Origin of the sequence: Methylobacterium phyllosphaerae (assembly GCF_001936175.1) — a bacterium.
Taxonomy (GTDB): domain Bacteria; phylum Pseudomonadota; class Alphaproteobacteria; order Rhizobiales; family Beijerinckiaceae; genus Methylobacterium; species Methylobacterium fujisawaense.
Map to the genome: position 1 here is coordinate 2,318,627 of NZ_CP015367.1, position 25,389 is coordinate 2,344,015.

The window sequence follows — 25,389 nt, forward strand, 5'->3', positions numbered from 1 at the left end:
CATGCTCGTGACTTCCGAGCTTGGGTCTCTCTTGGCGGGTGCCGGGGACGCACACAATTGGTTCAAGAACACGCGAGCCGCGTTTCGGCTCTATTTCCGGTCGGAGCCAAGCTAAGCCGTCACGACGTGGTGAAACGGCAACAGTTTCGATAACGATCTCAGAGGCTTAGGGACGTTTCGGCAATATGCTCGGGATGAATCGGCAAGAGGAGGCCGAACGCTGTCAGAGTCGCGCCTGGATCAGGCGGGCGAGCTCGCCGAGCCGCTGCTCCAGCAGCTGTGGAACCTCGCAGACATAGGTCAGTGACTGGCTTCGCTCCTGGAAGATCCGGCGATCCCAGGCGAACTTCGTCTCCAGCTCGGACTGGTCCTTGGGAAGCTCGGTGGCGTCCGAGGCGCTCGGCGCGTCCTTCACCTGGCTGATCTTGTCGGCCTCGTCGCGGATCCGCTCGGCCATCCGGCGCTGCCCCTGCGCGTAGCGCGCGATGCCGCTGACCACCTTGTCCCGCTCGCCGTTCAGCACCTCGAACACGCCCGCGAAGACGCGCGTCAGGGCCTTGTCCTTCGCGTCCTTGTCGGACCCGAATTTCTCCACGAACGTGTCGAGGAGCGGCCCGACCTGCGACAGGTCCGTGCGCCGGGAGGCGATTTTCTGCGCCAGGACCGCCGCATCGTTGTCGCTGCCCCAATCGCCGGCCGCCGCGACGTCCGGTCCGGTCCAGAACTGGCCGGCGCTCAGGGTGGCGACCTTGCGCTGGACGCAGGGCCAATTCGGGTCCGGCTTCGGCTGAGCCAGGGCGGGGCCGGAGAGAAAGGCCAGCCCCAGCACCGGGCCGAGGATGCGGGTGAGGAGGACGTTCATCGGGCAGGCTCCATCAGGTGTTGTCGCCGGCCGGGCCGCCGCGCCGGGCCATGATGCCGCGACCGGGATCGTAGGCGACCACCGCCATGCCGAAAAAGGCGAGCCCCACGCCCACCACCACGGCGCAGGCGACCGGCTCGAACTGGACGTAGAGGGCGTAGCGGACGAGCTGGACCGCGTGGCTGAACGGGTTCAGCTCACAGATCCAGTACAGGGTCTCCGAGGATTCCCGAATCCGCCACAGGGGATAGAGGGCCGAGGAAGCGAAGAACATCGGGAAGATCACGAAGTTCATCACGCTGGCGAAGTTCTCGAGCTGGCGGACCAGCGAGGACAGGAACAGCCCGATCGCCCCGAGCATGAGCCCGGTGGCCAGGAAGGCCGGGAGCGCCGTGAGGTAGCCGAGCACCGGGATGTCGCTTTCCCAGAAATAGGCCACGGCGAGGAACGCGTAGGCCTGCACGATCGAGACGGCGACGCCTGCGATCAGCTTGGCGAGCAGCAGCAGCCAGCGCGGATAGGGCGAAGTCAGCAGCACCTTCATCGAGCCGACTTCGCGGTCGTAGACCATCGACAGGGACGACTGCATGCCGTTGAACAGCTGGATCATCACGGCGAGGCCCGGCACCACGTAGACCTCGTAGAGCACGTAGGTCTGGTAGGGCGGCTCGATGGACACGCCGAGCGTGTTGCGGAAACCCGCCGCGAAAATGAACAGCCAGACCAGCGGCCGGACCAGCGCCGAGAAGAACCGCTCCTTCTGATTGAAGAAGCGCAGCAGTTCGCGGCGGACGATGCCGCCGAGGCAGATCAGGTAGCCCACCGCGTCGAGGCGACCGATCCGTTCCGTTTGGCTCCGCGGCGGGGCGGCGCCGATCCGTGTGGCGAGGGGTGTCGGATGGGTCATGCCGCCGCCCTTCCCGGTTCGGCCACGAGGCGGCGGAACGCGTCGGCGAGCGCCTCGCCGGGCATGCCGATCTCGCCGGCCCGTCCCCGGGCGACGATCCGGCCCCGGTGCAGGACCACCGCATCGTCGTCGTCCGCGATCTCCTCGAAGATGTGGGTTGCCCAGAGCACCGACAATCCCTCCTCCCGCACCAGGGCGCGGACGATCGCCACGATGTCGGCCCGCGACTCGAGGTCGAGTCCGACGGTGGGCTCGTCGAGGAGCAGCAGGTTCGGGCGGTGGATCAGCGAGCGGGCGATCTCGATGCGGCGCGACTGGCCGCCCGAGAGCGTGCGAACCTTGTCGTGGCGCCGGTCCGCCAGACCGACGCGGTCGAGGAGTTCGCCGACCCGGACCTTGGCGGCGGTGCGGGTGATGCCGTGCAGGCTCGCATGGTAGAGAAGGTTCTGCTCGACGGTGAGATCGGTGTCGAGGGTGCGGGCCTGGAACACGACGCCGAGCCGCGCCAGCGCCCGGGACGGCTCGCGATCGAGGGCGTGGCCGAAGATCGAGACCCTCCCCGTCTGGTTGTTGTAGAGCCGGGTGATGACCGAGAACAGCGTCGTCTTGCCGGCGCCGTTCGGCCCCAGCAGCGCGGCAAAGTGCCCGCGCTCCACCGTGATCGAGACGTCGTCCAGCGCAGCGCGGGCGCCGAACCGGTGGCCGACATGCTCGATCAGGAGGGCCGCCGCCTCGGATGTGCTCATCGGCCCAGGACCTTGCGGGCGTCGGCCACGGCGTCGAGGCACTCGTCGAACTCGCCCTCCTTCTGCTCCCGCTCGGCCACCCGCAGGGCCTTCTTGAGCTTCGGCACGGCCGCCTCCGGCGGATTCAGCGCAAGGGCGTCGCGGATCATCGTGATGCCTTCGGCACAGGCGGAGGCATCGTCGGCCGCGAAAGCCGGACCGGCAGCGAGGAGGCAGGCGGAGAACAGGAGGATGCGCATCACTTCACCGTCAGCGTGCCGGTCATGCCCTTGGATTCCAGGCCGCGCGCCGCCCAGCTGTAGGTGCCGGGCTTGATCGCCACGAACTCGATGGCGATCTCGCCGGGATCGTCGAACTCCAGGTGATCGGGCGGTCCGCCGCCGTGGATCTCCTTGTGCTCGATCACGATCTGGTTGAACCAGATGTAGCGGAAGAACTCCGGCGCGTAGAACTTGTATTCCTGGCGCCCCTTGGCGACGATCCGCAGCCGGTAGGCCTTGCCGGATTCCAGGGTGATGTCCTTGTTCTCGACCACGAAGTCGTTGCCCTGATCGTCGCCCAGGACGAGGTCGGGCAGGTTCTCCCGCTTCTTGGTCAGGTCGAGGGCACTCGCCGGGGCTGCGGCGAGCAGCCCTGCCAGGCCGAGGGCCGCCGTTCGAAACATGCGCGTCATGTCGTGTTCCACCCTAGGGCCGCTTCGCGCGCGGCCGTCCTCGCTTGGCGCCCGGAGGTCGCGCTGATCAGTTCGGCGAGATCGCCACGCCCCAGGGTAGGAGCCCGACCGGGATGCTCTTCACCACCTTCTCGGCGGCCACGTCGATCACCGAGACGTCGTTCGAGGTGCCGTTCGTGGTGAACAGCATCTTCTGGTCCGGCGTGAAGGCCAGTTGCCAGACGCGCTGGCCGACCGGCAGATACTTCTCGACCTCGTAGGTCTTGGCATCGATCACCGCGACGCGGTTGGCCGGACCCAGGGCGACGAAGGCCTTGCTGCCGTCCTTGGTGATCCGGATGCCCACCGGCTGGATCGCCTCGTCGTTCACGCTCGGGATCTTGAAGGTGATCTTCTTGATCACCCGGCGCTGCGCCACGTCGATGACGCTCACCGTGCCGCCGACCTCAGCCGAGACCCACAGGTACTTTCCGTCGGCGGTGAACTCGGCGAAGCGCGGCCGGGCATCGACCAGCACGTTGTCGATGACCTGGAAGGTCTTCGTGTCGATGAAGTGGGCCATGTTGGTGGTTTCGGAGGTGTTGACCAGGACCTTGCCGTCCGGCGACAGGCCCATCCCCTCCGGCTCGACCCCCACCGGCACCTCGGCGAGCACCTTGTTCTTCTCGATGTCGATGATCGTGACCTGGCTGTCGTCCTCGTTGGCGACGTAGAGCGGGTTGCCGGAGGCATCGAGGATGAACTGCTCCGGATCCGGCCCGGAGCGCAGCGAGCGCACCACCTTGCCGGAACTGGTATCGAGCACGTCGATCCGGTCGTCGTCGCTGGCGCAGACGTACACCTCCTTGCCGTCCTTGGAGACGGTCACGCCGCGCGGGCGCCGCCCCACCTTCCAGGTCGCCGTCACCGCCATCGTGTTGGTGTCGATGACGCTGACCGAGTTGCCCTTCTCGTTCGTGACGTAGGCGGTGAAGGCGGCGGCCGGACCGCACAGGGCGAACCACGCCCCAAGGGCGATCCCACTCAGACATGCCTCGACGGGGCGGCTCATCCCAATTCCTTCCCTTGCGGCTTCCCGGCGTCCTCGGCGGACGTTCTCTCCGGTGGTTTGTAGTGCGATTCCCGCGCGTTGCGAGGGCCTTGGCCGCTCTCCATCGCCGCAGGCCGCGGGCCTACTTGAATTTGCAGGTGGTCTCCGGGAGGTCGACGCCCAGCGTGTCGAGGGGCGTGCGCTGGTGCAGGAAGCCCTGCTCGGGCGCGACGGAGACCAGCGCCTTGGGCTGCACGACGATGATCGCTTGGCGCAACTGATGGTCCCAGGGCCGGAAACTCAGCGGCACGCCCTTGTAGGCCGGAAGGGTGAAGGCGGGATCGACGAGGTACGGGGCGATCACGGCCGGATCGTTGGTCTTCTTCGCCGTGACGGCTTCGCCGACTGTCCGCACCGCCGCCCAGGCTTGGTAATCCAGCGGGCGCATCAGCCGCGATGCGAGCCGGCGGAAGCGGTTCTGGGCCTGCGCGGCGCCCCAGGTCTCCAGGACCGGCGACCACGTCGTGGGCGTCAGCGCCTGCGTTCCGCCGACGGGCCGCGGATCGACGGTGCGGTAGGGAACGTAGTCGCCCCAGTCGCCCTCCTCATCCGCCACGACGGCCATGTCGTAGTCGAGGCCCCGGGTGAAGACCATCGCCTCGGCCCGGGTCGGCGTGTCGCCGCGCGCCTTGGCGAGCGGGCCGAAGGTCCAGGGCTTCTCGGCGGTGATCTTCAGCGCGAATTTCCGCGCCGAATTGCGCATCGCGTCGGCGTAGGCCTTGTCGGCCTCGGTCGGGCCGACGATCAGGAAGAGCTTCCGCCAGCGCATCACGGTCAGGTACTGCGCCAGGGCATCGGTCAGCATCGCCCGGGACGGCAGGATGTGGAACACGTTGGCGCGGCAATCGGTGCCGCGCAGACGGTCGTCGGCAGCCCCCGCGTTGAGGATGACGGCCCCCGTGTCCTTGACCGCGTCCGCGACCGCCAGGACGGAATCTGCGGGGAGCGCCAGGACGAGGTAGCGGACGCCGTTGCCGATCAGCGTCTTGGCGGCCGCCACGGCGTCCGGCTTGTCGTCCGTCAGCGCCACCTCGTCGAGGACGTAGGACTGCTTGGTGAAACGGCCGGTGGTGTTGTTGTCGGCGATGCCCATCTTGGCGCCGGCCAGGCCCTCGTCCTCGGGCGCCGCCTCGGCATCGTAGGAGGACGGCGCAGGCTGCGGCCGGTAGATCAGGCCGATATGGGTCTCGATCCCCTGCGGGGCCGCGTGCTGGGCCGGTTGCGCCGCCGCAGCCGGGGCTTGGTCCTCGGCCCATGCCGACGGCGGAGCCAGGGCCAGCGCGACGAGGGCAGCGCGCAGCCAAGCTGGGCGCGTCGGAGGCCGGAAGACGGTGTCGGGTGCAGGATGATGCATGTAGGCGGCCTCTATCAGCTTCCGCTCTGGCCGCTCAACCGCGGCGTGTCGTCCCGACGTTCACGTTGCCGTCGTGGGATAGGTGGACGCGGAAGTACATTGCCAAATTGTCCCTTCGCCCGACCTATGGCGGGAACGACGCCGCCGATACGGGCGGCCGAACGCCTCGAGAGGAAGCTCCCGCCGATGCGCCTGACGTCTCTCCGCGCCGCGATTGCCTGCAGTTTCGTGGCGCTCTCGGCCGCCCTGCCCGGCGCGGCCAGCGCCGCCGAGAAGGCGGCCGTGTTTCCGGTCGAACTCTTCGATCCCGGCGCCTCCTATGGAACCCGGACGCGGCCGGTCGATGCGCGGAAACTCACCCTCGTCACGGACGAATTGCGCAACGCCCTCCGTGACAGGGCCGGGCTGGAGATCGTCGATACCGCATCCAAGGCCGACGTCGTCGCCAAGGAGGGGCCGCTCTACAAATGCAACGGCTGCGCGGCGGACATCGCCAAGAGCCTGGGTGCGGACCTCGTCGTGACCGGTTATGTGGAGAAGGGGTCCGGTCAGATCTTCAACCTGAGCGTCACGATCGCCGAGGCCGATACCGGCAAGGCGGTGCGCGGCGGCCAGGTGACGATCCGCGCCGACACCGACGATACCTGGGCGCACGCGATGCGCTGGGTGGTGAAGAACCGCCTGCTCGCCGAGCCGCTGCCCGGGAAGTCCTGAGACGGTCCGTTCAAGTCCGAGTGTTTCGTGCCCACGTCTTCAACCCAGCAAGATCCTCTGCCCCGGCTCCTCGTCAGCGTCCGCGATCCGGCTGAGGCCGAGGCCGCTCGCCTTGCGGGTGCCGACCTGATCGATGCCAAGGATCCGGAGCGCGGGGCGCTCGGCGCCCTGGACGACGGGATCGTGCGGGAGATCGTCGCCCGCGTGTCCGGCGGCGCCGCGACGAGTGCGGTGGCCGATCCCGCGGTCCGATCCGTGGCCGCCCTGGCGCGGACCGGCGTCGACTGGGTGAAGGTGGGCCTCACGCCAGCCCTGCTCCGGGATCCGTCGGCCCTTGTTGACCTTGTCGCGGCGGCACCGCGGCGGCTCATCGCCGTGCTCTTCGCCGAGGACGGCACGACGGCCCCGCATGTGCCCGCACTCGCAGCCGCCGGCTTCGCGGGCGCCATGGTCGATACCGCAGGGAAGACCGGCGCCCGCCTGCCCGATCTCGCCGCTCCCGCGGATCTCTCGGCCTTCACCGCCGCCTGCCGGGGGCACGGCCTGATGAGTGGCCTCGCCGGGTCGCTTCGAGTGATCGACATCCCGGTTCTGTGCGCATACCGGCCGGATTATCTCGGCTTCCGCGGCGGCCTGTGCCGGGACTTCGACCGCCGCAACGGCATCGATCCCCTGCGCGTGGCCGAGGCGCTGCGCGCCCTCCGGCCGAGCCGGCAGGACGCGGCGTGACCACCGTCATCAAGATCGGCGGCAGCCTCGAAGCGGATCCGCATCGCCGCCGCGCCTTGCTGACGGCGATCGGCGACGGGGCGCACGGGCGCTGCATCGTGGTCCCGGGCGGCGGCGCCTTCGCCGACGCCGTCCGGGCCGCGCAGGCACGGGAGCGGTTCGGCGATGCCGAGGCCCATCGCCGGGCCCTCGATGCCATGAGCGACGCGGCCGGAATCTTCCGCGGGATCGAGCCGCGTCTGGCGCAGAGCCTGGAGCCCTGGGCGGAGACCGCGCCCGCCCGGATTCGGGTTTGGAATCCGCGCGGCCTGCGCGGCGGCCATCCGGACATTCCGGAAACCTGGGACGTGACCTCGGACAGCCTCGCCCTCTGGCTCGCGACGCGGATCCGGGCCGAGCGCTGCGTCCTGGTGAAATCCATCGATGTACCGCAGGGCCGGGATCCCGTCGCGCTGGCGCAGGAGGGGATCGTGGATGGCGCCTTCCCGGGCTTCGCAGCCAAGTTCGAGGGGGCGATCGAGATCTGGGGCCCGCAGTGCCGCGTTGCGGTCGAGACGAGGACCGCCGCGTGAGCACCCCCGAGCACATCGTCTTCGTCACCGGCCGTCTGGCCCGGGCGCGGCTCGAGAAGGTCGCGGCGGGGCTGCCGGAGAATCTGCACTGGAGCATCGCGGATGCCGGCGTGAAGGTCGCGGCGCTGATGACCGAGGAGATCATCCGCCGACGGATCGTCCTCCCCGAGGGCGCCACCCGGATCATCCTTCCGGGCCGGTGCCGGGCCAACCCGGAGCATCTCGCCGCCCATTTCGGTGTGCCCGTGGAGCGGGGACCCGACGAGGTGGTCGACCTGCCGGCCTGGCTCGGCCTGACCGCGCGCAAGGTCGATCTGTCCCGGCACGACCTCCGGATCTTCTCGGAGATCGTGGATGCGTCGAAGATGAGTGTCGCGCAGATCGTCGCCAAGGGCCTCGATCTCGCCCAGCGCGGCTCGGACGTCATCGATCTCGGCGGCTTGCCCGACACTCCGTTTCCGCATCTCGAGGAGTCCGTCCAGGCCCTCAAGGGCGCAGGCCTGAAGGTCAGCGTCGATTCCTTCTCCCGCGAGGAACTGGTCCGGGGCGCCGGGGCCGGCGCCGACTTCCTGCTGAGCCTGAACGAGGAGACTCTCGATCTCGCCTTCGAGACCGACGCGGTGCCGATCCTCGTGCCCCTGCGGCCGGACGACCTGCCCTCCCTGGATCGCGCGATCGAGCGCATGCTGAAGGCGGGACGCCCCTTCCTCGCCGATCCGATCCTGGAGCCGATCCATCACGGCTTCGTCGATTCGATCGCGCGCTACCGCGACACCCGCGCCCGCTGGCCCGAGATCGACATGATGATGGGCACCGGCAATCTCACCGAGCTGACCGAGGCCGATTCCCTTGGCGTCACCGCGCTGCTCGTCGGCATGTGCTCGGAACTGTCGATCGGCAATGTGCTGATCGTGCAGGTCTCCAACCACACCCGCCGCACCGTCGAGGAGCACGACGCCGCCCGACGGATCATGTACGCGGCCAAGGCCGATTCCGCGCTGCCCAAGGGATACGGTCGGGCGCTGCTTGCCCTCCACGACAAGCGCCCGTTCGTGCAGACGGCCGACGAGATCGCCCAGGCCGCCGCGGAGGTGCGCGACCCGAATTACCGGATCGTGACCGCCGCAGACGGGATCCACCTCTACAATCGCGACATCCACAGGGTCGGGACCGACGCGATGGCCTTCTTCCCCGAACTCGATGTGGCCAGCGACGGCGCCCACGCCTTCTATCTCGGCGCCGAACTGGCCAAGGCGGAGACGGCGTGGCGGCTTGGCAAGCGCTACGTCCAGGACGAGGCGCTCGACTGGGGCTGCGCCGCCGACGCCGACATCGAGGATGCCACCGCCTTCAAGAAGGCCGGCCATACCCGGCATTCGGGACCCGATGCGCCGCCACCTGGGACACGCGATGCCCGGCTGGCCGGGCCCGAGGCCGGCGCAACGCCGCCCGAGACCATTCCCGAAGCCCAGGTGCGGGCCGAGGCCGCGCCCGAGCGTCCGCAGGACCCGCCGACGAAGCTGGTCTGCGGGCGCCTCGTCCCCGCCGACAAGGCGTGAGGCCATGCCGCTGATCCTCGAGACCATCGTCACGACCCTGTCCCCGGCGGGCGAACTGCACCTCGTTCCGTTCGGACTGATCGGCGAGGATGACGGCTACGTCCTCGCGCCGTTCCGGCCGTCGCCGACCATCGCCAATCTGGAGGCCAACCCCTGCTTCGCAGCCTCGAGCCCCCGCGACATCCGGGTGATCGCCGGCGCGGTGACCGGCCGACGCGAATGGCCGACGCTGCCCTGCACGGCAATCGAGGGCCGCCGCCTCGCCGACAGTTTCGGCCACGCGGAGTTCGCCGTCGCCGCCGTCGAGGCCCACGAGACGCGGCCGCGCTTCCGCGGCCGCGTGGTCCACAGCGCCGCGCACGCGCCGTTCATCGGCTATAACCGCGCGCAGGCCGCCGTCCTCGAAGGCGCCATTCTTTCGACCCGGCTCCACATGCTGGAGCCCGATAAGGTGTTGACGGAGATGGCCTACCTCGCCATCGCCATCGGCAAGACCGCTGGGCCGCGCGAGCGCGAGGCCTGGGGTTGGATCGAGGACAAGGTCGCGGCGGCGCTCGGCCCCGAGGCGCGCGTTCTCGATCGCGACGACCGCTGAGGGCGGGAGGAGAAGGACAAGATGAAGAAAATCACCCTGGCCCTGGCGGCCACGGCCGCCCTAGTGGCGGCTACCGCGCAGGCCCACGGCCCAACCCGGCGCAAGATCACCGAGTCGATCGAGATCAACGCCCCCGCCGACAAGGTCTGGGCCGTGCTCGGCGATATGAAGAATTCCGACTGGATGCAGAACGTCACCAAGACGGAGCTCAACGGCGATCCGGCCGGCAAGTTCAAGCGTGTCCTGACCCTGAAGAACGGCGATCAGATCCAGGAGACCAGCAACAAGTACAAGCCCGATGACAAGCTGTTCTCCTATTACATCGACAAGGTCGACGTGAAGGATCTTCCGGCGAACGACTACTCGGCGACGATCACGGTCGAGCCCGAGGGCAACGACAAGTCGAAGGTCGAGTGGAAGGCGGCCTTCTATCGCGGCTACATGAACAACGATCCGCCGCCGGATCTGAACGACGAGGCTTCCGAGAAGGGCGTCGGCGACTGGATCAAGGCGAGCCTCGCCAACCTGAAGGCAAAGGTCGAGAAGGGCTCGTGAGCCTGTCTCGGGGCCGCGCGGCCCTCGCCGCCGGCCTCGTTCTCATCGCAACCGCCTCCCGAGCCGAACCGGCCCGGGAGGCCATCGTCACCGCGCAGCTCGGCGGCGCGGTCGAGATCGTCGATCTGGCCACCCGGACGGTGGTGCGCCGCATCCCCGTCGACGGGGCCCCGGCCGGGATCGCCCTGTCGCCCGATCGCCGGCGCGCCTACGTCACGCGTCCGGAGGGGCACGGTCTCGCGATCCTCGATCTCGATGCCGGCCGCGTCCTCGCCGAGGTGCCGCTGCCCGGCGGGCCGCTCGGCGTCGCGGCCGACCCGCGGGGCGGCACCGTCTACGTGGCCGACTGGTACGGGCACCGTCTGTTCGTGCTGACCGAGCGCGACGGTGCGCTGGTCCCGGACGGTGAGATCGCGGTCGGCGCCTCGCCCTCGGGGATCGCCGTCAGCCCCGATGGCGGGACGCTCTATGTCGCCAACCGCGAGGCCGACACGGTCTCGGTCGTGGATACGGCGACCCGGCGGGAGAGCTCCGTCATTCCCGTGGGGCAGCATCCGTTCGGCATCACCCTCGATGCCGCGGCCGGGCGCGCCTACACGGCCAATGTCACCGGGGACGACGTCTCGGTTCTGGACCTGAAGACCGGGCGCGAGATCGGCCGCGTGCCGACCGGCCGCCGGCCTTACGTGATCGCCCTCGCCGGCGGGCGCGGCTTCGTCACCGACCAATATGCCGGCAGCGTCACGGCGTTCGACCTCGCCACGCTGAAGCCGATCGCCGACGTCGATGTCGGCGATCATCCGGAAGGGATCGCCGCGGATTCGGACGGCCGCCTCTACGTGGCCAATTGGGGCGACAACACCCTGAGCGTCCTCGATTCCAAGACGCTCAAGGTGCTGGCGACCATCCCCACCGGCAACGGCCCGCGCTCGTTCGGTGCCTTCCTGCGCTGAGGCTCAGCCCGTGCGGCGGTGCGGCGCCCGGCGGTAGGCCGCCCGGGCCATCACCAGCGCGCCGCCGATTTGCAGGAGGCCGGTCTCGCCGAGATCCGAGGGCGCGAAATGCGCCTGGATCAGCAGCCGCGTCAGCGCATTCAGCGCGAGCAATGTCAGGCAGAAGGCTGCAGCGGCCAGCAGGCTGGCGACGAACTCGGGCATGATCGCGCTCCCGTGTCGAACGGGAGGAGATTAGCAAGCCCCGCGCCAGGGCCAAGCTGCCGGAACCGCCGATCTCAGCGCTTGCGGCCTGCGGGCGCGGATGCCGGCGTCCCCGCCTGCGCGGCCGGCGTGGGCCGGGGCGTCTCGACGGCGAGCCGCTTCACCGGCCAGCCGTCGCTCCAGCGCTCCATGTCGGCCAAGCGCGGATTGTTCTTCAGCGCCGTCGCATCCGACCCGGCGAAGGCCGCGGCGGCGGCGAGGTCGAAGGTCTTCCAGAAACCGAGATAGTCCAGGGCATCGACCCGGGCGAGATTGATCTGCGAGACCAGCGTCTGCTGCTCGCCGGTCAAGGCCATGTCGGCGGACCAGCGGAACGGCGGCGGCTTGGTCGACTCCTTCGGCGCATCCTTGGGCTCCGGCGCGGGCTTGATGTTGCCCCCGTCATAGGCGCTGTCGACGCCCGCAGGGGCGGCCAGCGTCGCCGTAAGGGCCGGGAAGCCATGATCGTCCGAAAGGACCCGCACGAACAACTTGCGGTCCAGCGGCACGCCGCTGGCCTCGCGCAGGAGACGCTTCGCCGCCAGATCGGCAGCCCGCGTGTCCTTGTCGCCGACCATGGCCACGAGGAGCGTGGATGGGTCGATCGCCGCCAGGTCGGTCAGCGCGATGCCTCTGGATTTCGGCCCGCTGGCGATACCGCCGGGCGTCGCCGCAAAGATCAGCTTCGGAACCGGCAGGCCCTGCGCCTTCGCGGCCGCTGCGAGATCCATGGCGAGCGGCGCGCCGGCGAGGTGGCCGATCATCGCGACACGGCCAAGATCGGGCTTGGCCTCGCTCTCCGTCGCAAGTTCCGCGAGCGCGGCCTTGACCAAGCCTTCCGCGATGGCCGGGGCATCGGCCGGTCGCGTCCGGTTGACCTCCTGAAACCGGGGGAACAGGACGAGCCAGCCCTGGCGGGCGAGATGGTCGATCCAGCCGCCATAGCTCTGCGGATTGACCGTCCCCCAGCCGTGCAGGACGATGGCGACGGGCCGTCCCGCCTCCGGCGCAGCGCCCGCTGCGTAGAACGCATAGGTGGAGGCCGTGCCGCGCCCGAGCAGCCGCTTGGTGATCGTGGCCTTGCGGTCACCCGCCCCCCCCGCCCCATCGGCAGGCTGGGCGGGCGGCGTCGCCGCTTGGACGGATACGAGGCCGGCCAAGGTCATGATCGCGGCGGCAGTCAGCGATCCGCGAAGAACTGTGAGACGCATCAGGGACTCGACTGAGAGACGCTTGGCGTCGGCAGGTCAGAATGCGCTGAATAGCAGATTCTCTCGCCTTGGCGACTCATCGCCTCAGTCTTCCGCCAAGCTTCGACGGTTGAGCCTCAGGACAGCATGCACCGCGTCATATCCGGACGGTCGAGCCGCCGCACGATCGCTGCCATCTCCGCCGGAATGTCGTGCTCCGCTGCGCCGTAGACGCTGAGCAGCCCCTCGCGAACCGTATCGAGAAGGACGGACTCGACCGTATCCCGGGCGCCGGGCCGGCGCAGGGAATCGGCGTGGTTGATTGCAACGATCTTCATGGCGGTGCCGCGGGTCAAGTGTACTGCGCACGTCCGGGGGCTGCTGCTCCGGAGTGGCGTACAACTGTGTGGCCGCCTCAGGTTTCCAGGCCGGTGGGGATTATTTTGCCGCCCGGTCCGATAACGGACGGTCCGGGCTCGGTGGACGGCCGGCCCGCGGCCTGTTCCACCCAGGCGAGGATGTCTTCGGCGCGCCAGGGCTTCGGGATGAACGTCGCCGAGACGCGCAGGTCGCTCGGCTGGTCGCCGGCATCGCCGGAGGTGAGGAGGACCCGCACGCGCGGCCAGGTCACGCCGATGATCCGCGCCAGTTCGAAACCGCCGATCGGCCCGGGGGTCCGGACGTCCGAGAAGACCACGCTGACCTCGTCCGCGCGATCATTGAGAATGGCCAGGGCGCGATCGGCGGTCTCGGCTTCGATGACCGTGAAGCCCGTATCCTCCAGCAGCGTGGCCGCGAGGAAGCGCTCGTCGGGCTGGTCTTCCACGACGAGGATCACGGGCTTCTGGCCAGGCTGTACCGATTCGCTCATGGGCCAGGACACTCTACAGGGGCTGAACGGCGGTCGCTTCGATCGGTTCAACGCCCGAACGCCGCGAAGGGCCACACCCGCGCGGGCACAGATCCTCCTTTGATCCTTGCACAATTGAGAAAGTGAGGCCGTGTCTTGGGCAACACAGCCAACGCAGAACGCGTTCGCTCGACCGTCGATGACGTCTTTTCAGCCGACACCGTGTGACTTCAGGAAAGCCAGAGCGCGTGTCCAGCCATCCTCGGCAGCCTCACGCCGGTAGCTCGGACGGTAATCCGCGTGGAAGCCGTGCGGCGCATCCGGATAAACCACGATCTCGACGCTCTTGCCCGCCGCCAGAGCACGATCGCGCGCCTCTTCCACGGCCTTTACCGGGATACCGGTATCGGCTCCCCCATACAGGCCGAGCAGCGGAGCGTGGATCTCGGCGGCCACGTCGCCGGCGGTGCGCGGCTGAATGTCGGTGCGTTCGCCGCCGACAGGCCCGTACCAAGCGACCGCCGCCTTCAGGTCGCGACGATGCGCCGCGTACAGCCACACGTCGCGTCCACCCCGGCACCAGCCCATGACGCCGAGCCGGTTCGGATCACCCTTCGCCGCCGAAGCCGCCCAGGCGGCCGCCGCATCGAGGTCGCCGATCCACTGCGCGTCCGGCGTCTTCGCGATGACGTCCCGGATGATCTGCTTGGGATCCGACATGGTCGAGAGATCGCCCAGGCGGGCGTAGAGTTCGGGCGCCACCGCGCAGTAGCCGGCCTTCGCGAGCCGGCGGCAGATGTCCTTGATATAATCGTGGACGCCGAAGATCTCCTCTATCACCAGAACGATCGGGAAGGGGCCGGTGCCCTCCGGAACCGCCCGATAGGCCGGCATCGGCCCGTCTGCGGCCGGGATCTTGACCTCGCCGGCCTCGATGCCGGTCGGGTCCGTGTGGATCACCTGAGCTTCCACGCGGGTGGTCGCGAGGGTCAAGCCACTCATCAGGCTCGTCATCACGAAGCCTCGCCGGGACAAGGGCGGCGTGATCAGCCCGTCGAGTCCAGCCCGGTCGTGATCCGCCATGATGCTCTCTCCCTTGCTTCAAGGATGAGGGCTATCCGCGTGCGGCGGCCCGGGTCAAATCTTCCGCCCGCCGCCGGACCGTCACGCCCCTGCAGCAACCAGGGCCCGCGCCGGCCGGCGCACGGTCACCCGGACCGGTTCGGGCGTCTCGCGTGGCGTCAGCATCTCACCCAGGCTGACGAAGGTGTCGGCGGCCGGTGCGACCACCGCGCGGATGCCGTAGCCCAGCGCGAAGGACCGGATCAGCTCGGCGTCGCGCGCAATACCGAAGCGGTCGAGGGCCGCCAGGAAGGCTTCCCGGAACAGGCTCGGCCGGCACCAGCGCTTCTCGGCCATCTGCAGCGGCCAGTCCCACAAGCCCTCGGCCCGGCGCATGGCCAGGGCGCCGCGCGCGATGAAATAGCCGGTCTCCCGGTGCTCGATCCCGTCCGTCTGGACCGACCAGTCGTCATTGCCGAACAGTTCGGCCGCGGCTGCGTTGCCCATCGGGTCCTCCGCCCTGAACCTGCCTTCCGGCGCACCGGAACATTGCCGGAACACTGGCGCGGAATTCGGCGGCGGTCAAGGCACTTGTTCCCGGTGCGTTCGCGGGCCGGGATGGACGTCAGCGGGCCTTGAACATGGCATGCTCGATCCGGTCGCCCGGCGCGATCCCGAGCTTCGCCGCGGTTCCCGCATTCAGTTCCAGAACCGCGAGGACGGGGCCGCCCGAAGCGATGATCGCGGTGGAGAGCGGCTCGGTATCGGCCGCGATCCGGCTGATCGTCCCGTCGGCGCGGATGAAGACCATGTCGAGGGGCAGATAGGTGTTCTTCATCCACATGGTGACGGGCTGGTCCTGCTCGAAATCGAACAGCATGCCGTGGTCCCCCGCCATGTGCCGACGGAACATCAGGCCCCGGGCGCGGGCGGCGTCGTCGCGCATCACCTCGACGTCGAAGCGCTTGGGCCCGGATTTCGTGATGATCGTCAGCGGCTCCGACTTGACCGCAGCGGCGCGCGCCGCAGCCTGTGCCCGGGCCGCCGGGGCCGGGCCGACCGCGCTCACGGCGAGACAGGCTAGTGCGGCCGCCGAGGCGGCGCGGAATATGGATCTCACAGGCTCAAGCCTCTCGAGGAATGGCGCGCGGGCCCGCGCGCCCGTCGCCGGTGTTAGACTAGGATGTGCGACAGGGGAATCCGGCGCCGGACTCCGCCGATTCGCCAAGCCTATGGCGCAGGCTTCGCGCCGCCGGGAGGGCGCAAACTAATGCGAGGCGGGCATCGCCCCGTCGATCAGCCGGACCTCGGCCGCCATGACGCCCTTCGAGCCGTCGCCATAGCGGACTAGGACGGACTCCCCGGGCTTCAGCTCGGCGATCCCGTAGCGCCGCAACGTCTCCATGTGCACGAAGATGTCAGGCGTTCCGTCGCCCCGCGTGAGGAAGCCGAACCCGCGCAGGCGGTTGAACCACTTCACGACGGCCGTTTCCAATCCGCTGGTCGGCGTCACGGTAACGTGGGTGCGCGGCATTGGCATCTCGGACGGATGCACCGCCGTGGCCTGATCGAGGGAGATCACCCGGAACGCCTGCCAGCCCCGTGGGCGCTCGACGGCTTCCACGACGATGCGTGCGCCCTCGCTCGCGGCCTGATAGCCGTCGCGACGCAGACAGGTCACGTGCAGCAGGATGTCCGGCGCGCCGTCGTCGGGCACGATGAAGCCGAAGCCCTTCGAGACGTCGAACCACTTGATGCGCCCCGCCACCTCGACGAGATCGAGAGCCTCGTCCTCGTACTGACCCTGTTCGCCGGTTCGGGCGACCGGCAACCGTTCGGGGTTCTCCGGCCCGGATCCGCGTTCGTCAGACATGGCCGAGCAACCTACACCGAATCACGCCGCGCGCTCTCCCGGCAAGATTAACGAAGTCCTGATGGCCGGGAAGCCCATTTGGCCGTCTGATGAGCCCCGCGAAGTTGCAATCTTGGCGCACGGAGGCGGGGCCGCAACAGTCGATCGGTCGCAGCTCCCGGGGAAAACGGGGTTTAAGGGCCGGGGCCGCCGAAGGGTTTTTCCGATCCCCCGCTGCGGACCGCCGCCGCGCATTCGTGTGCCCACCGCCTTCACGTTTCCGAGAGCCTTCGCGCCAGCGTCACGATGGGCCGAGGCGCCCCGAGCCGGTTCCGGTGGAAAGGGCGGCGCCGACATGGTTTGGGAGCACCATCATGTCCGTTGACGTCACCCTCGACCGCCCCGTCTCCGCATCACCGGCTGCGCAGCGCCGATGGCCGGTCATCGACGCCGCCCGGGCCGCAGCCCTGGCGGCGATGGCGAGCTACCACACGGTCTGGGATCTCGGCCATCTGCGGCTGACGGCGGAGAATTACGCGCTGACCCCGTTGGGCCGGCACGCCGCCGAGGCGATCGCCGGAAGCTTCCTGCTTCTGGTCGGCGTCGGGCTCGTGCTGATGAACGGCCGGGGCGTCCGGGTCCGGCCGACCCTGCTGCGGTTCGCGCGGATCGGCGGGGCGGCGCTGCTCGTGACCCTCGGCACCTGGGTCATGTTCCCGGACGCCTTCGTGTTCTTCGGCGTGCTCCACTGCATCGCCGTCTCGAGCCTGCTCGGGCTGCCGTTCCTGTTCCTGCCGGTGCCCGTCACGGCCGTTGCGGCCGCCGCTTTCCTCGCCGCACCGCATGTCGTGCACGCGCCCATCTTCGACGCCGCGGCCCTGTCCTTTCTCGGCCTGGGCTCGGTCGTGCCACGGACGAACGATTACGTGCCGCTCTTCCCCTGGTTCGGGCTGGTTCTGGCCGGGATCGTCCTGGGTCGTCTGGCGCTGCCGAAGCTTGCCCGTTCGCGCCTCGGGGCCTGGGCTCCACGCACGCGCCTGGCGCGCGCCGCCACCTTCGCGGGCCGCCACAGCCTCGCGATCTACCTCATCCACCAGCCCGTCCTGCTGGCCCTGCTGACCGGTGTCGTCACGGTGATCGGCGCCAATCCACGTGCCGGGCTGCAAGCGTTCCGCGCCGATTACGTGACGATCTGCACCCGCACGGGCGGCGAGCCGGCGCTCTGCCGCATCGCCGCGCGCTGCACGTCGGAGGCGCTGCTCCGCGAGGATCTGTTCCGGGAGGATGGACGCCCCTTCAGCGGGACGGAGCGCCTGCGCGCGCAGGGGCTCTCGCAGGCCTGCTACGCCACCCTGGACGCGGCCGCGCGGGCCGCGCATTGAGCCCGGCGCCGGACCGCCCGGGCCCGGCGACCGGCGAGGACCGGATCAGTCCTTGGCGCGCTCGACGTAGGAACCGTCGGCCGTCATGACGACGACGCGGGTGCCGGCCGCGATATGGGGCGGCACGGTCGTGCGCACGCCGTTCGACAGGGTCGCGGGCTTGTAGGACGAGGAGGCGGTCTGACCCTTGAGGACCGGCTCGGTCTCGGCGACTTCCAGGGTCACGCGCTGCGGCAGCTCGATCGTCAGCGGGACGCCGTTATGGACCGAGAGCATCACCGCCATGCCCTCCTGGAGATACGGGGCGGCATCGCCCACCACGTCCTCCGGCACGGCGATCTGCTCATAATTCTCGGGGTTCATGAAGTGGAACCCCTCTCCATCGCTGTACAGGAAGGTGTGCTCGCGATCCTCCACGAAGGCGCGCTCGACCTGCTCGGTCGTCCGGTAGCGCTCGGACACCTTCACGCCGTCCGTGATCCGGCGCATGTCGAGCTGGGTCACCGGCGTGCCCTTGCCGGGGTGGATGTTCTCGGCGAACAGGATCACGTAGAGCTTGCCATCCTTCTCGACGACATTGCCCTTACGGAGCGTTGAGGCGATCACCTTCACGGAATTGCGTCCTGCATTGACATGGGGGCCGGCACGCGCCAAGCGCGGGCGCTGCATCTCGGACCCCGCCACTATCGCATCTGCGCCGCGGTTGCCAGCGGGCGGGCGTGAACCGTCGATGGCACACAGCCTCGGCCGCGGCGCGTCTCCGCGGTCCGGAGCCAGTCAGGGCCGAGGATTGAGAGTGCTCCAGAACGCGACGCCGTACGGTCGGAGCCGGCCGGACTCGCTCCGTAGCGGACGCGGAGGCCGGTCGTGACGGGCGCGGCCTCCCCCTGGTGGTCAGCCGGCCGCCACGCCGACCGGCGCCCGGCGCTGCTCCTGCGCAACCGCATCCTCGCGGCGTTCCGCGCATGGTTCTCCGACCGCGACTTCATCGAGGCCGAGGCCGCCTGCCTCCAGGTCTCGCCCGGCAACGAAGCGCATCTGTCGGCCTTCGCCACGGAGGCGATCGGCGCCAGCGGTGCCCGCACGCCCCTCTACCTTCACACCTCACCGGAGTTTGCCTGCAAGAAGCTTCTGGCCGCGGGCGAGACGCGGCTGTTCAGCGTCGCCCGCGTGTTCCGCAACCGCGAGCGCGGGCCCCTGCACCATCCCGAGTTCACCATGCTCGAATGGTATCGGGCCGGCGCCTCGTACACGGCGCTGATGGCGGATTGCGCCGCGCTGCTCGCCTGCGCGGCCGAGACCTCGGGCGCCCGCCGTCTCGTCTTCCGCGGCCGGGAGACGGATCCCTTCGCGGAACCGGAGCGCCTGACCCTGGCGGAGGCCTTCGACCGCTTCGCCGGGATCGACCTCCTGGCCAGCGTCACGCCGAGCGGTGCGACCGATCGGGATGCCCTGGCCGCCGCCGTCGCCGGGGCCGGGCTCCGGGTCGTCCCGGACGACACCTGGGCCGACCTGTTCTCCCGCGTCCTCGTCGCGCGGATCGAGCCGCATCTCGGCCTCGGCCGCCCGACCATCCTGTGCGAATACCCCATCAGCGAGGCCGCCCTCGCCCGTCCGGCGCCGCACGATCCGCGCGTGGCCGAGCGCTTCGAGCTCTACGCCTGCGGCGTCGAACTCGCCAACGCCTTCGGCGAGCTGACCGACCCGGAGGAGCAGCGCCGCCGGTTCGAGGCGGAGATGGCCGAGAAGCAGCGCGTCTACGGCGAGCGCTACCCGATCGACGACGACTTCCTCGCGGCGCTCGCCGTCATGCCGGAGGCGTCCGGGATCGCCCTGGGCTTCGATCGCTTGGCGATGCTGGCCTGCGGGGCAACCCGGATCGAGGACGTGATCTGGACACCCGTGGCGGAGACGCGGCCATGAACCGGGCCCTGCGCAGCGCGGACGACCTTCTCTCCGCCGGCCTGATCTCCGGGGCGGAGGCCGAGGCCCTCGGCGCCGTCCTCGCGCGCTACGCCGTCTCGGTGACGCCCGACATGGCCGAACTGATCGACCCGCAGGATCCCGACGATCCGATCGGCCGCCAGTTCGTCCCCCGGGCCGAGGAGGCCGTGGCGACGCCGGAGGAGCGCGCCGACCCGATCGGCGACGCCGCCCACGCCCCCGTGACCGGGATCGTGCATCGCTATCCCGACCGCGTGCTGCTGAAGCCGCTCCATGTCTGCCCGGTCTATTGCCGCTTCTGCTTCCGCCGGGAGATGGTCGGACCCGATGGGCTCGGGACGCTCACCGACGCCGAGCTCGACACCGCCCTCGCCTACATCGCGCAGGATCCGCGGATCTGGGAGGTGGTGCTCACCGGCGGCGACCCGTTCGCGCTCTCGCCGCGCCGCCTCCGCGTCATCGCGGAGCGCCTCGCCGCCATCCCGCATGTCCGGGTGATGCGGGTCCATACCCGCGTGCCCGTGGTGAAACCCGATCTCGTCTCCGATGCGCTCGTCCAGGCGCTCCAGCGCTTCGGGCGGGCGGTCTTCGTCGCCATCCACGCCAACCATCCGCGGGAATTCACCGCCGCCGCCAGCGCCGCCTGCGCCCGGTTGGTCGATGCGGGCATCCCCCTGGTGAGCCAGTCGGTGCTCCTGCGCGGCGTCAACGACGAGGCCGCGACCCTCGAGGCGCTGATGCGAGTTCTCGTCGAGAACCGGATCAAGCCCTACTACCTCCATCATGGCGATCTGGCCCCCGGAACGGGCCATCTCCGCACGGGTGTACCCGAGGGGCAGGACCTGATGCGCGCCCTGCGCGGCCGCCTCTCGGGCCTCGCCCAGCCGACCTATGTGCTCGACATTCCCGGCGGGCACGGCAAGGTGCCGATCGGCCCCGGCTACCTTCGCGAGACCGGGGACGGGGTCCGCGTGACCGATCCGAACGGGCAGGATCATGCCTACCCGCCCAAGGTGTGACGGAGACTCTTCGACCATGCGCAGGCTTTGGGGCCGCCTCACCTCGGTTAACGTGCAGAAGGCCGTTTGGGGGCTCGACGAGGCCGGCCTGCCCTACGAGCGGGTCGCGGCCGGCGGCGCCCACGGGGTCGTCAACGATCCCGGCTACCGCACCTTGAACCCGAACGGTCTCGTCCCGACGCTGGAGGAGGACGGCTTTGTCCTCTGGGAATCCAACGCGATCCTGCGCTACCTCGCGGCGACCAGTCCGGCCCTGGCCTTGCCGGCGGATCCGCGGGCGCGCGCCCACGTGGAGCAATGGGTCGATTGGCAGGCCACGAGCTTCACGCCCGCCATGCGCGACGCGTTCTGGCAACTCTACCGGGCGGCCGCGCCCGACCGTGCCCTGATCGCCGCCTCGCTGGAGAAGAGCGAGGCCATGGCCGCGATCCTCGACCACCATCTCGCGGAGCGGACCTACATGGTCGGCGAGGGCTTCAGCATCGCCGACATCGCCCTCGGCTGCGCGGCGCATCGCTGGCTGAACCTGCCGGCCGAGCGGATCGAGCGCCCGGCGCTGCACCGCTGGTACGAGCGGGTGGCCGCCCGGCCCGGCGCCGCCCGCGCCCTGGGCGAGCCCATCGCCTGACGGCCCCCTCGGACTTGCCGGCGCGCCGGCGCGATCCACCTTTCCCGACCGCGCCGCCCGGACCGGGGCCGGCCTTTCACGGAGCCCCCGATGGCCATCGATCCGACCCTGCGCGATGCGCTCTCCGCCGTCACCCCGGCGAGCCTCGCCCGCGCCTTGACGCGGGCCGGCGTGAAGGCCTTCACCCCGCACGGCCTCTCGGCGCGCGGGAGCGGCGCCGTCGTCGGCCCCGCCTACACAATGCGGATGATTCCAGCCCGTGACGATGCCGCCGGCGACCTCGCCGCCGCCATCGACGCCGTGCCGGACGGCGCGGTCGTGGTGATCGATGCCGCCGCGTCCGGCGTCGCCCTGCCGTTCGGGGCGATATTGGCCGCGCGGCTCGCCCAGCGGGGCGCCGTCGGCCTCGTGACCGACGCGGCCCTGCCGGACGAGATCGGCATACCGGCCTGGAGCCGTCCGGCAGCCGCCGGGGGCACTCTCGCCCTGGTCGGCACGCAGGAGCGGGTGGCCTGCGGAGGGGCGGCGATCCATCCGGGCGACATTCTCGTGTGCGAATCCACCGGAATCGTCGCCGTGCCGGCCGCGATCGCCGAGCGCGTCGCCCTCGAAGCCGTGGAGCAGCAGCGTCTCGACCTCTGGATTCAGCGCGAGGTGGAGCGGGGTGCCACGCTCGCGAGCCTGCTTCCGCCGGATGCCGCCGCCCTGGCCCGGTTCGAATCCGAGACGAAGCCGGCTTGAGATCCGTGTTTTTCCCCGCCTCGAAGCTGATCTTCTTCCTGATCACGCCCTCCAATTTCTGCATCTTCGCCATCCTGGTCGGCCTCGGCCTGACGGCGATGACGCGGTGGCGCAGAACCGGGTTCGGATGCGCGCTCTTCGGCGCGCTGCTGCTCGCCGCAGGCGGCCTGTCGCCGGTGTCGGAAATGGTCCTGCTGCCCCTCGAGCAGCGGTTCCCGCCCTATCCGGCCGACGGTCCGGCGCCGGCGGGGATCATCGTGCTGGGAGGCGGGATCGAGGCCGGCCTCTCGGAAGCGCGGGATCAGATCGTCGTCAACGATGCCGGCGAGCGACCGATCTACCTCGCCGACCTCGCCCGCCGCTTTCCCGGGGCGCGGCTGGTCTTCTCCGGCGGCAGCGGCTTCATCGCCGGCGGCATCGCGGAGGCCGACATCGTCAGTCGGCAGGCGGATGTGATCGGCGTGCCGCGGACGCGCCTCATCCTGGAGAACCGCTCACGCAACACGCAGGAGAACGCCGCCTTCTCGGCCGCTCTGGTGCAGCCGAAGCCCGGCGAGCGCTGGCTGCTCGTCACCTCGGCCTGGCACATGCCGCGGGCGATCGGCTGCTTCCGCCAAGCGGGCTTCACGGTGGACGCCTTCCCGGTGGATTACCGGACCCGCGGCTGGGGTGACGTGACCCGTGTCCACGGCTTCGCCTCGGACGGGCTCCTCCAGTTCGACCTCGCGATCAAGGAGTGGATCGGCCTCGCCGTCTACCGCTGGTCCGGCTACACGCCCGACTGGCTTCCCGCGCCCGAGCCCGGCAACGACAGCCGGTAGACGCCCCGGAAATCGTCCGGATCGACGGCCTTTCCCTTTCGCAGGATCGCGATGCGCCCGGCATGGGCGAGCCGCACCGCGATCCGTCGCACGGGCTGCATCAGTGGCCCCCAGCCATCCGGATGCGGACCGCCGAGGGCGCGGGCGACTTCCGAGGGGCAGACGGTCTTGTCGGCGCCGCGCTCGGTCACGAGGCGCAGCATCGTCGTCTCGATGGCGTCGTCGTCGGGTCGTGCGTCGGTCATGTGCGTGCCTCCTCGGCGGGCGACAGGAGCGGCCCCTCGTGCGGTCCCTCCCCGGCTTCCAGAAGCGCCTTGCGGATCTCCGAGGCGAATTGGCGGCGCCACATGATGATCACCACGGCGGTCGTCGAGACGAACAGGATGTAGGGGCTGATGAACCAGCCCAGATAGGCGAGCGCGAAGAAGAACGCCCGCTGTCCGCGGGCGAAGTGACGCCCGGCGCTGACGTTCATGGCCGCGAGCCGCCGCACGGCCCGCAGCATCTCGGTGTCGCTCGCGCCGGATCCCTTCGGCGGCACGGCGCCGAGCAGGATGGCCGTGTAGTTGAACAGCCTGTAGGCCCAGGCGAACTTGAAGAAGGCGTAGACGAAGATCAGTGCGAGGCCGGCGACCTTCAACTCCCAGGTCAGGCGGTTGGCCACCGTCCCGAAGGGCAGCGTCGCGAACAGGTTCAGGACATCGTCCCCGGACCGCGACAGGGTGAGGACGGAGCCCAGGGCGATCAGTGACGTCGAGGCGAAGAAGGCCGTGCCGTTCTGCAGGGAGGCGTTGATCTGCGTATCGACCACCCGGTTGTCGCGGCCGATGACCTGGCGCGCCCAGTTGGCCCGGTGGCCGTTCATGATCTGGCTGAGGGAGACCATCCGTCCGCGCAGCCGGCCCACGGAGAGGCCGTAGGCGACCCAGGCGACGATGAAGTAGAGGAGCGCCCCAAGGTCGAGGTGCGAGAAGGCGGCGCTGCCGGCGGAGAAGTCGTTCATGGTCTCCGGATGGCGGATTCGCGAGGGGGCGATCCCGCATATCAGCCCGCGGGCGCGTACTGAACCCGCGCCGCCGAGGTCAGTCGCGCAGGATCCGGAATCCGCCGCCGGGCGGCACGTCGCCGCCGGCACGCACGGCCACGTCGGTCACGCGCGCACCGGCGGGACCCGACCGGCACAGGGCCTCCATCGCCGCCACGGCCTCCGGTGAGCCGCTGAACACCGCCTCGACCGTGCCGTCGTCGCGGTTGCGCACGGAGCCCGAGAGGCCCCGGGCGCGGGCTTCCGCCTGCGTCCAGGCCCGGTAGGAGACGCCCTGGACGCGACCCGTGACGATGACTGAAATCGTCCGGGTCTCGCTCATGCGGGTGCCGCTTCGTCTGACTGGGCCCGCGCCTGGCGACGCGGGCCGGGATGGCCTTACTCGGCCGCGATCGGGCGACGGACGCCGGCACCCAGGGCCGGGCTCCGCGTCGCACCGGTGCGGACATGGGTGGAGTAGAGCATCAGGCCCGTGAAGGCGATGCCGCCCACGATGTTTCCGATCAGCGTCGGGATCTCGTTCCAGAGCAGGTAGTCCATCACCGTCAGGTGGCCGCCCATGAGGATCGCCGACGGGAACAGGAACATGTTCACCACCGAGTGCTCGAAGGTCATGAAGAAGAACACCGTGATGGGCATCCACATCGCGATGACCTTGCCGGGCACCGAGGTCGACAGCATGGCGCCGATGACGCCGGTGGAGACCATCCAGTTGCACAGCATGGCGCGGACGAAGAGGGTCAGCATCCCGGCGGCGCCGTACTTCTCGTAGCCGAGGGTGCGCGCCTCGCCGATGCCGGCGATGAGCTTGCCCACGGCGTTCGGCTCGGTGGCGAAGCCGAAGGTGAAGACGATCGACATCAACACCGCGGTGGTGAGCGCGCCCGCGAAGTTGCCGAAGAAGACCAGCACCCAGTTGCGGGCGACGCCGGCGACGGTGACGCCCGGCCGCTTGTCGATCAGGGCGAGCGGGGTCAGCACGCAGACGCCGGTGAACAGGTCGTAGCCGAGCAGGTACAGCATCGAGAAGCCGACCGGGAACAGCAGCGCCGCGACCAGAGGCTGACCGGTCGCCTGGTTGACTGTCACCGCAAAGGCGGCGGCGAGCGCCAGGATCGCGCCGGCCATGTAGGCCCGGATGAAGGTATCCTTGGTCGCCATGAAGACCTTTGCCTCACCGGCATCGACGGCCTTCTTCACGAAATCGGCGGGCGCCAAATACGACATGTACAACTCTCCCTCGCAGGCGCACGCCAATCATCGTTGGCCGACGGGCGCGCTGCGCAATCATGGATGGCTGGCC

Annotated in this window: 33 protein-coding genes; 13 read left to right on the forward strand and 20 right to left on the reverse strand. The window is 69.7% G+C overall.

Annotated features, from left to right (window positions below):
• Positions 1–223: 223 nt before the first annotated feature.
• From MCBMB27_RS10345 to MCBMB27_RS10375, 7 genes are all read right to left on the reverse strand, one after another.
• Complete coding sequence (locus MCBMB27_RS10345) at positions 224–862, reverse strand: hypothetical protein (protein WP_043348195.1); 639 nt, start codon at positions 860–862, stop codon at positions 224–226.
• Between the two features lie 13 nt (positions 863–875).
• Complete coding sequence (locus MCBMB27_RS10350) at positions 876–1,769, reverse strand: ABC transporter permease (RefSeq protein WP_043348198.1); 894 nt, start codon at positions 1,767–1,769, stop codon at positions 876–878.
• On the reverse strand, positions 1,766–2,515 hold the full coding sequence (locus tag MCBMB27_RS10355) for an ABC transporter ATP-binding protein (RefSeq protein WP_075380356.1): 750 nt from the start codon (positions 2,513–2,515) through the stop codon (positions 1,766–1,768). Before MCBMB27_RS10355 ends, MCBMB27_RS10350 begins: the two co-directional genes overlap by 4 nt.
• On the reverse strand, positions 2,512–2,754 hold the full coding sequence (locus MCBMB27_RS10360) for a hypothetical protein (RefSeq protein WP_075380357.1): 243 nt from the start codon (positions 2,752–2,754) through the stop codon (positions 2,512–2,514). The genes MCBMB27_RS10355 and MCBMB27_RS10360 overlap by 4 nt, the downstream gene beginning before the upstream one ends.
• Positions 2,754–3,188 carry a cupredoxin domain-containing protein gene (locus MCBMB27_RS10365; RefSeq protein WP_083683465.1) on the reverse strand — a complete coding sequence of 145 codons (435 nt, stop codon included), beginning with the start codon at positions 3,186–3,188 and terminating at the stop codon, positions 2,754–2,756. Before MCBMB27_RS10365 ends, MCBMB27_RS10360 begins: the two co-directional genes overlap by 1 nt.
• 67 nt (positions 3,189–3,255) lie before the next feature.
• Entirely contained in the window at positions 3,256–4,239 is a 984-nt protein-coding gene (locus tag MCBMB27_RS10370; RefSeq protein ID WP_043348205.1) for a YVTN family beta-propeller repeat protein, read from the reverse strand.
• A gap of 121 nt (positions 4,240–4,360) precedes the next feature.
• Positions 4,361–5,632 carry an ABC transporter substrate-binding protein gene (locus tag MCBMB27_RS10375; protein WP_075380358.1) on the reverse strand — a complete coding sequence of 424 codons (1,272 nt, stop codon included), beginning with the start codon at positions 5,630–5,632 and terminating at the stop codon, positions 4,361–4,363.
• A 186-nt stretch (positions 5,633–5,818) separates the two neighbouring features.
• Here MCBMB27_RS10375 and MCBMB27_RS10380 point away from each other — a divergent pair, with 186 nt between their 5' ends.
• The 7 genes from MCBMB27_RS10380 to MCBMB27_RS10410 are packed head-to-tail and all read left to right on the forward strand — an operon-like array spanning position 5,819 to position 11,309.
• Complete coding sequence (locus tag MCBMB27_RS10380; RefSeq protein WP_043380837.1) at positions 5,819–6,346, forward strand: DUF3280 domain-containing protein; 528 nt, start codon at positions 5,819–5,821, stop codon at positions 6,344–6,346.
• A gap of 27 nt (positions 6,347–6,373) precedes the next feature.
• Positions 6,374–7,075 carry a (5-formylfuran-3-yl)methyl phosphate synthase gene (locus MCBMB27_RS10385; RefSeq protein WP_075380359.1) on the forward strand — a complete coding sequence of 234 codons (702 nt, stop codon included), beginning with the start codon at positions 6,374–6,376 and terminating at the stop codon, positions 7,073–7,075.
• Positions 7,072–7,647 (forward strand): amino acid kinase family protein, encoded by a 576-nt coding sequence (locus MCBMB27_RS10390; protein ID WP_043355760.1) that lies wholly within the window; start codon positions 7,072–7,074, stop codon positions 7,645–7,647. Before MCBMB27_RS10385 ends, MCBMB27_RS10390 begins: the two co-directional genes overlap by 4 nt.
• A complete protein-coding gene (locus tag MCBMB27_RS10395; RefSeq protein ID WP_075380360.1) occupies positions 7,644–9,206 on the forward strand; it encodes a DUF6513 domain-containing protein in 1,563 nt (520 codons plus the stop codon). The genes MCBMB27_RS10390 and MCBMB27_RS10395 overlap by 4 nt, the downstream gene beginning before the upstream one ends.
• 4 nt (positions 9,207–9,210) lie before the next feature.
• Positions 9,211–9,801, forward strand: a complete 591-nt coding sequence (locus MCBMB27_RS10400) for a DUF447 domain-containing protein (protein ID WP_043347043.1) — start codon at positions 9,211–9,213, stop codon at positions 9,799–9,801.
• A 21-nt stretch (positions 9,802–9,822) separates the two neighbouring features.
• Positions 9,823–10,356: an SRPBCC family protein gene (locus MCBMB27_RS10405; protein WP_043347045.1), complete on the forward strand. Its 534-nt coding sequence runs from the start codon at positions 9,823–9,825 to the stop codon at positions 10,354–10,356.
• Positions 10,353–11,309 (forward strand): YncE family protein, encoded by a 957-nt coding sequence (locus MCBMB27_RS10410; RefSeq protein ID WP_075380361.1) that lies wholly within the window; start codon positions 10,353–10,355, stop codon positions 11,307–11,309. Before MCBMB27_RS10405 ends, MCBMB27_RS10410 begins: the two co-directional genes overlap by 4 nt.
• A gap of 3 nt (positions 11,310–11,312) precedes the next feature.
• Here the strand turns inward: MCBMB27_RS10410 and MCBMB27_RS10415 are convergent, their stop codons facing one another.
• From MCBMB27_RS10415 to MCBMB27_RS10450, 8 genes are all read right to left on the reverse strand, one after another.
• The gene (locus tag MCBMB27_RS10415) at positions 11,313–11,513 is read right to left on the reverse strand and encodes a hypothetical protein (protein WP_043347054.1); all 201 of its coding nucleotides are present in this window, start codon (positions 11,511–11,513) and stop codon (positions 11,313–11,315) included.
• A 74-nt stretch (positions 11,514–11,587) separates the two neighbouring features.
• A complete protein-coding gene (locus MCBMB27_RS10420; RefSeq protein WP_075380362.1) occupies positions 11,588–12,763 on the reverse strand; it encodes an alpha/beta hydrolase in 1,176 nt (391 codons plus the stop codon).
• A 116-nt stretch (positions 12,764–12,879) separates the two neighbouring features.
• Complete coding sequence (locus MCBMB27_RS10425; protein WP_043347064.1) at positions 12,880–13,080, reverse strand: hypothetical protein; 201 nt, start codon at positions 13,078–13,080, stop codon at positions 12,880–12,882.
• Positions 13,081–13,157: 77 nt separating this feature from the next.
• Positions 13,158–13,613, reverse strand: a complete 456-nt coding sequence (locus tag MCBMB27_RS10430) for a response regulator (protein WP_043347066.1) — start codon at positions 13,611–13,613, stop codon at positions 13,158–13,160.
• A gap of 189 nt (positions 13,614–13,802) precedes the next feature.
• Positions 13,803–14,675, reverse strand: a complete 873-nt coding sequence (locus MCBMB27_RS10435) for a dienelactone hydrolase family protein (RefSeq protein ID WP_075380363.1) — start codon at positions 14,673–14,675, stop codon at positions 13,803–13,805.
• 81 nt (positions 14,676–14,756) lie between these two features.
• The gene (locus tag MCBMB27_RS10440) at positions 14,757–15,161 is read right to left on the reverse strand and encodes a hypothetical protein (RefSeq protein ID WP_075380364.1); all 405 of its coding nucleotides are present in this window, start codon (positions 15,159–15,161) and stop codon (positions 14,757–14,759) included.
• Positions 15,162–15,279: 118 nt separating this feature from the next.
• Positions 15,280–15,774: a DUF192 domain-containing protein gene (locus tag MCBMB27_RS29105; protein WP_075380365.1), complete on the reverse strand. Its 495-nt coding sequence runs from the start codon at positions 15,772–15,774 to the stop codon at positions 15,280–15,282.
• Between the two features lie 147 nt (positions 15,775–15,921).
• Positions 15,922–16,527 carry a cold-shock protein gene (locus MCBMB27_RS10450; protein ID WP_043757891.1) on the reverse strand — a complete coding sequence of 202 codons (606 nt, stop codon included), beginning with the start codon at positions 16,525–16,527 and terminating at the stop codon, positions 15,922–15,924.
• 353 nt (positions 16,528–16,880) lie between these two features.
• Here MCBMB27_RS10450 and MCBMB27_RS10455 point away from each other — a divergent pair, with 353 nt between their 5' ends.
• A complete protein-coding gene (locus MCBMB27_RS10455; RefSeq protein ID WP_075380366.1) occupies positions 16,881–17,888 on the forward strand; it encodes a heparan-alpha-glucosaminide N-acetyltransferase in 1,008 nt (335 codons plus the stop codon).
• A gap of 45 nt (positions 17,889–17,933) precedes the next feature.
• On the opposite strand, the gene efp is transcribed toward MCBMB27_RS10455, so the two are convergent.
• A complete protein-coding gene (gene efp, locus MCBMB27_RS10460; RefSeq protein WP_197739341.1) occupies positions 17,934–18,557 on the reverse strand; it encodes an elongation factor P in 624 nt (207 codons plus the stop codon).
• A gap of 198 nt (positions 18,558–18,755) precedes the next feature.
• Here efp and epmA point away from each other — a divergent pair, with 198 nt between their 5' ends.
• From epmA to MCBMB27_RS10485, 5 genes are all read left to right on the forward strand, one after another.
• Positions 18,756–19,811, forward strand: coding sequence for an EF-P lysine aminoacylase EpmA (gene epmA, locus MCBMB27_RS10465; RefSeq protein WP_075380367.1), 1,056 nt, complete (start codon positions 18,756–18,758; stop codon positions 19,809–19,811).
• Positions 19,808–20,851, forward strand: a complete 1,044-nt coding sequence (locus tag MCBMB27_RS10470; RefSeq protein ID WP_075380368.1) for a lysine-2,3-aminomutase-like protein — start codon at positions 19,808–19,810, stop codon at positions 20,849–20,851. The genes epmA and MCBMB27_RS10470 overlap by 4 nt, the downstream gene beginning before the upstream one ends.
• A 16-nt stretch (positions 20,852–20,867) precedes the next feature.
• Positions 20,868–21,479 carry a glutathione S-transferase family protein gene (locus MCBMB27_RS10475; RefSeq protein ID WP_043356988.1) on the forward strand — a complete coding sequence of 204 codons (612 nt, stop codon included), beginning with the start codon at positions 20,868–20,870 and terminating at the stop codon, positions 21,477–21,479.
• 90 nt (positions 21,480–21,569) lie between these two features.
• Positions 21,570–22,220, forward strand: a complete 651-nt coding sequence (locus MCBMB27_RS10480; protein WP_075380369.1) for an RraA family protein — start codon at positions 21,570–21,572, stop codon at positions 22,218–22,220.
• 5 nt (positions 22,221–22,225) lie between these two features.
• The gene (locus MCBMB27_RS10485; protein WP_043356991.1) at positions 22,226–23,041 is read left to right on the forward strand and encodes a YdcF family protein; all 816 of its coding nucleotides are present in this window, start codon (positions 22,226–22,228) and stop codon (positions 23,039–23,041) included.
• Here the strand turns inward: MCBMB27_RS10485 and MCBMB27_RS10490 are convergent.
• From MCBMB27_RS10490 to MCBMB27_RS10505, 4 genes are all read right to left on the reverse strand, one after another.
• On the reverse strand, positions 22,990–23,286 hold the full coding sequence (locus MCBMB27_RS10490) for a DUF3253 domain-containing protein (RefSeq protein ID WP_043356993.1): 297 nt from the start codon (positions 23,284–23,286) through the stop codon (positions 22,990–22,992). The two genes, MCBMB27_RS10485 and MCBMB27_RS10490, sit on opposite strands and share 52 nt — an antisense overlap.
• On the reverse strand, positions 23,283–24,044 hold the full coding sequence (locus MCBMB27_RS10495) for a DUF599 domain-containing protein (protein WP_075380370.1): 762 nt from the start codon (positions 24,042–24,044) through the stop codon (positions 23,283–23,285). Before MCBMB27_RS10495 ends, MCBMB27_RS10490 begins: the two co-directional genes overlap by 4 nt.
• Positions 24,045–24,123: 79 nt before the next feature.
• Positions 24,124–24,408: an acylphosphatase gene (locus MCBMB27_RS10500; protein ID WP_075380371.1), complete on the reverse strand. Its 285-nt coding sequence runs from the start codon at positions 24,406–24,408 to the stop codon at positions 24,124–24,126.
• 56 nt (positions 24,409–24,464) lie between these two features.
• The gene (locus MCBMB27_RS10505) at positions 24,465–25,313 is read right to left on the reverse strand and encodes a formate/nitrite transporter family protein (RefSeq protein ID WP_043357000.1); all 849 of its coding nucleotides are present in this window, start codon (positions 25,311–25,313) and stop codon (positions 24,465–24,467) included.
• Between the last annotated feature and the right edge of the window lie 76 nt (positions 25,314–25,389).

Excerpts from the sequence above, each read along its gene's own strand:
- MCBMB27_RS10345 (WP_043348195.1), bottom strand. The coding sequence starts at position 862 with ATGAACGTCCTCCTCACCCGCATCCTCGGCCCGGTGCTGGGGCTGGCC.
- MCBMB27_RS10350 (WP_043348198.1), bottom strand. The coding sequence starts at position 1,769 with ATGACCCATCCGACACCCCTCGCCACACGGATCGGCGCCGCCCCGCCG.
- MCBMB27_RS10355 (WP_075380356.1), bottom strand. The coding sequence starts at position 2,515 with ATGAGCACATCCGAGGCGGCGGCCCTCCTGATCGAGCATGTCGGCCAC.
- MCBMB27_RS10360 (WP_075380357.1), bottom strand. The coding sequence starts at position 2,754 with ATGCGCATCCTCCTGTTCTCCGCCTGCCTCCTCGCTGCCGGTCCGGCT.
- MCBMB27_RS10365 (WP_083683465.1), bottom strand. The coding sequence starts at position 3,188 with ATGACGCGCATGTTTCGAACGGCGGCCCTCGGCCTGGCAGGGCTGCTC.
- MCBMB27_RS10370 (WP_043348205.1), bottom strand. The coding sequence starts at position 4,239 with ATGAGCCGCCCCGTCGAGGCATGTCTGAGTGGGATCGCCCTTGGGGCG.
- MCBMB27_RS10375 (WP_075380358.1), bottom strand. The coding sequence starts at position 5,632 with ATGCATCATCCTGCACCCGACACCGTCTTCCGGCCTCCGACGCGCCCA.
- MCBMB27_RS10380 (WP_043380837.1), top strand. The coding sequence starts at position 5,819 with ATGCGCCTGACGTCTCTCCGCGCCGCGATTGCCTGCAGTTTCGTGGCG.
- MCBMB27_RS10400 (WP_043347043.1), top strand. The coding sequence starts at position 9,211 with ATGCCGCTGATCCTCGAGACCATCGTCACGACCCTGTCCCCGGCGGGC.
- MCBMB27_RS10405 (WP_043347045.1), top strand. The coding sequence starts at position 9,823 with ATGAAGAAAATCACCCTGGCCCTGGCGGCCACGGCCGCCCTAGTGGCG.
- MCBMB27_RS10415 (WP_043347054.1), bottom strand. The coding sequence starts at position 11,513 with ATGCCCGAGTTCGTCGCCAGCCTGCTGGCCGCTGCAGCCTTCTGCCTG.
- MCBMB27_RS10420 (WP_075380362.1), bottom strand. The coding sequence starts at position 12,763 with ATGCGTCTCACAGTTCTTCGCGGATCGCTGACTGCCGCCGCGATCATG.
- MCBMB27_RS10425 (WP_043347064.1), bottom strand. The coding sequence starts at position 13,080 with ATGAAGATCGTTGCAATCAACCACGCCGATTCCCTGCGCCGGCCCGGC.
- MCBMB27_RS10430 (WP_043347066.1), bottom strand. The coding sequence starts at position 13,613 with ATGAGCGAATCGGTACAGCCTGGCCAGAAGCCCGTGATCCTCGTCGTG.
- MCBMB27_RS10435 (WP_075380363.1), bottom strand. The coding sequence starts at position 14,675 with ATGGCGGATCACGACCGGGCTGGACTCGACGGGCTGATCACGCCGCCC.
- MCBMB27_RS10440 (WP_075380364.1), bottom strand. The coding sequence starts at position 15,161 with ATGGGCAACGCAGCCGCGGCCGAACTGTTCGGCAATGACGACTGGTCG.
- MCBMB27_RS10450 (WP_043757891.1), bottom strand. The coding sequence starts at position 16,527 with ATGTCTGACGAACGCGGATCCGGGCCGGAGAACCCCGAACGGTTGCCG.
- MCBMB27_RS10455 (WP_075380366.1), top strand. The coding sequence starts at position 16,881 with ATGTCCGTTGACGTCACCCTCGACCGCCCCGTCTCCGCATCACCGGCT.
- efp (WP_197739341.1), bottom strand. The coding sequence starts at position 18,557 with ATGCAGCGCCCGCGCTTGGCGCGTGCCGGCCCCCATGTCAATGCAGGA.
- MCBMB27_RS10470 (WP_075380368.1), top strand. The coding sequence starts at position 19,808 with ATGAACCGGGCCCTGCGCAGCGCGGACGACCTTCTCTCCGCCGGCCTG.
- MCBMB27_RS10475 (WP_043356988.1), top strand. The coding sequence starts at position 20,868 with ATGCGCAGGCTTTGGGGCCGCCTCACCTCGGTTAACGTGCAGAAGGCC.
- MCBMB27_RS10480 (WP_075380369.1), top strand. The coding sequence starts at position 21,570 with ATGGCCATCGATCCGACCCTGCGCGATGCGCTCTCCGCCGTCACCCCG.
- MCBMB27_RS10490 (WP_043356993.1), bottom strand. The coding sequence starts at position 23,286 with ATGACCGACGCACGACCCGACGACGACGCCATCGAGACGACGATGCTG.
- MCBMB27_RS10495 (WP_075380370.1), bottom strand. The coding sequence starts at position 24,044 with ATGAACGACTTCTCCGCCGGCAGCGCCGCCTTCTCGCACCTCGACCTT.
- MCBMB27_RS10500 (WP_075380371.1), bottom strand. The coding sequence starts at position 24,408 with ATGAGCGAGACCCGGACGATTTCAGTCATCGTCACGGGTCGCGTCCAG.
- MCBMB27_RS10505 (WP_043357000.1), bottom strand. The coding sequence starts at position 25,313 with ATGTCGTATTTGGCGCCCGCCGATTTCGTGAAGAAGGCCGTCGATGCC.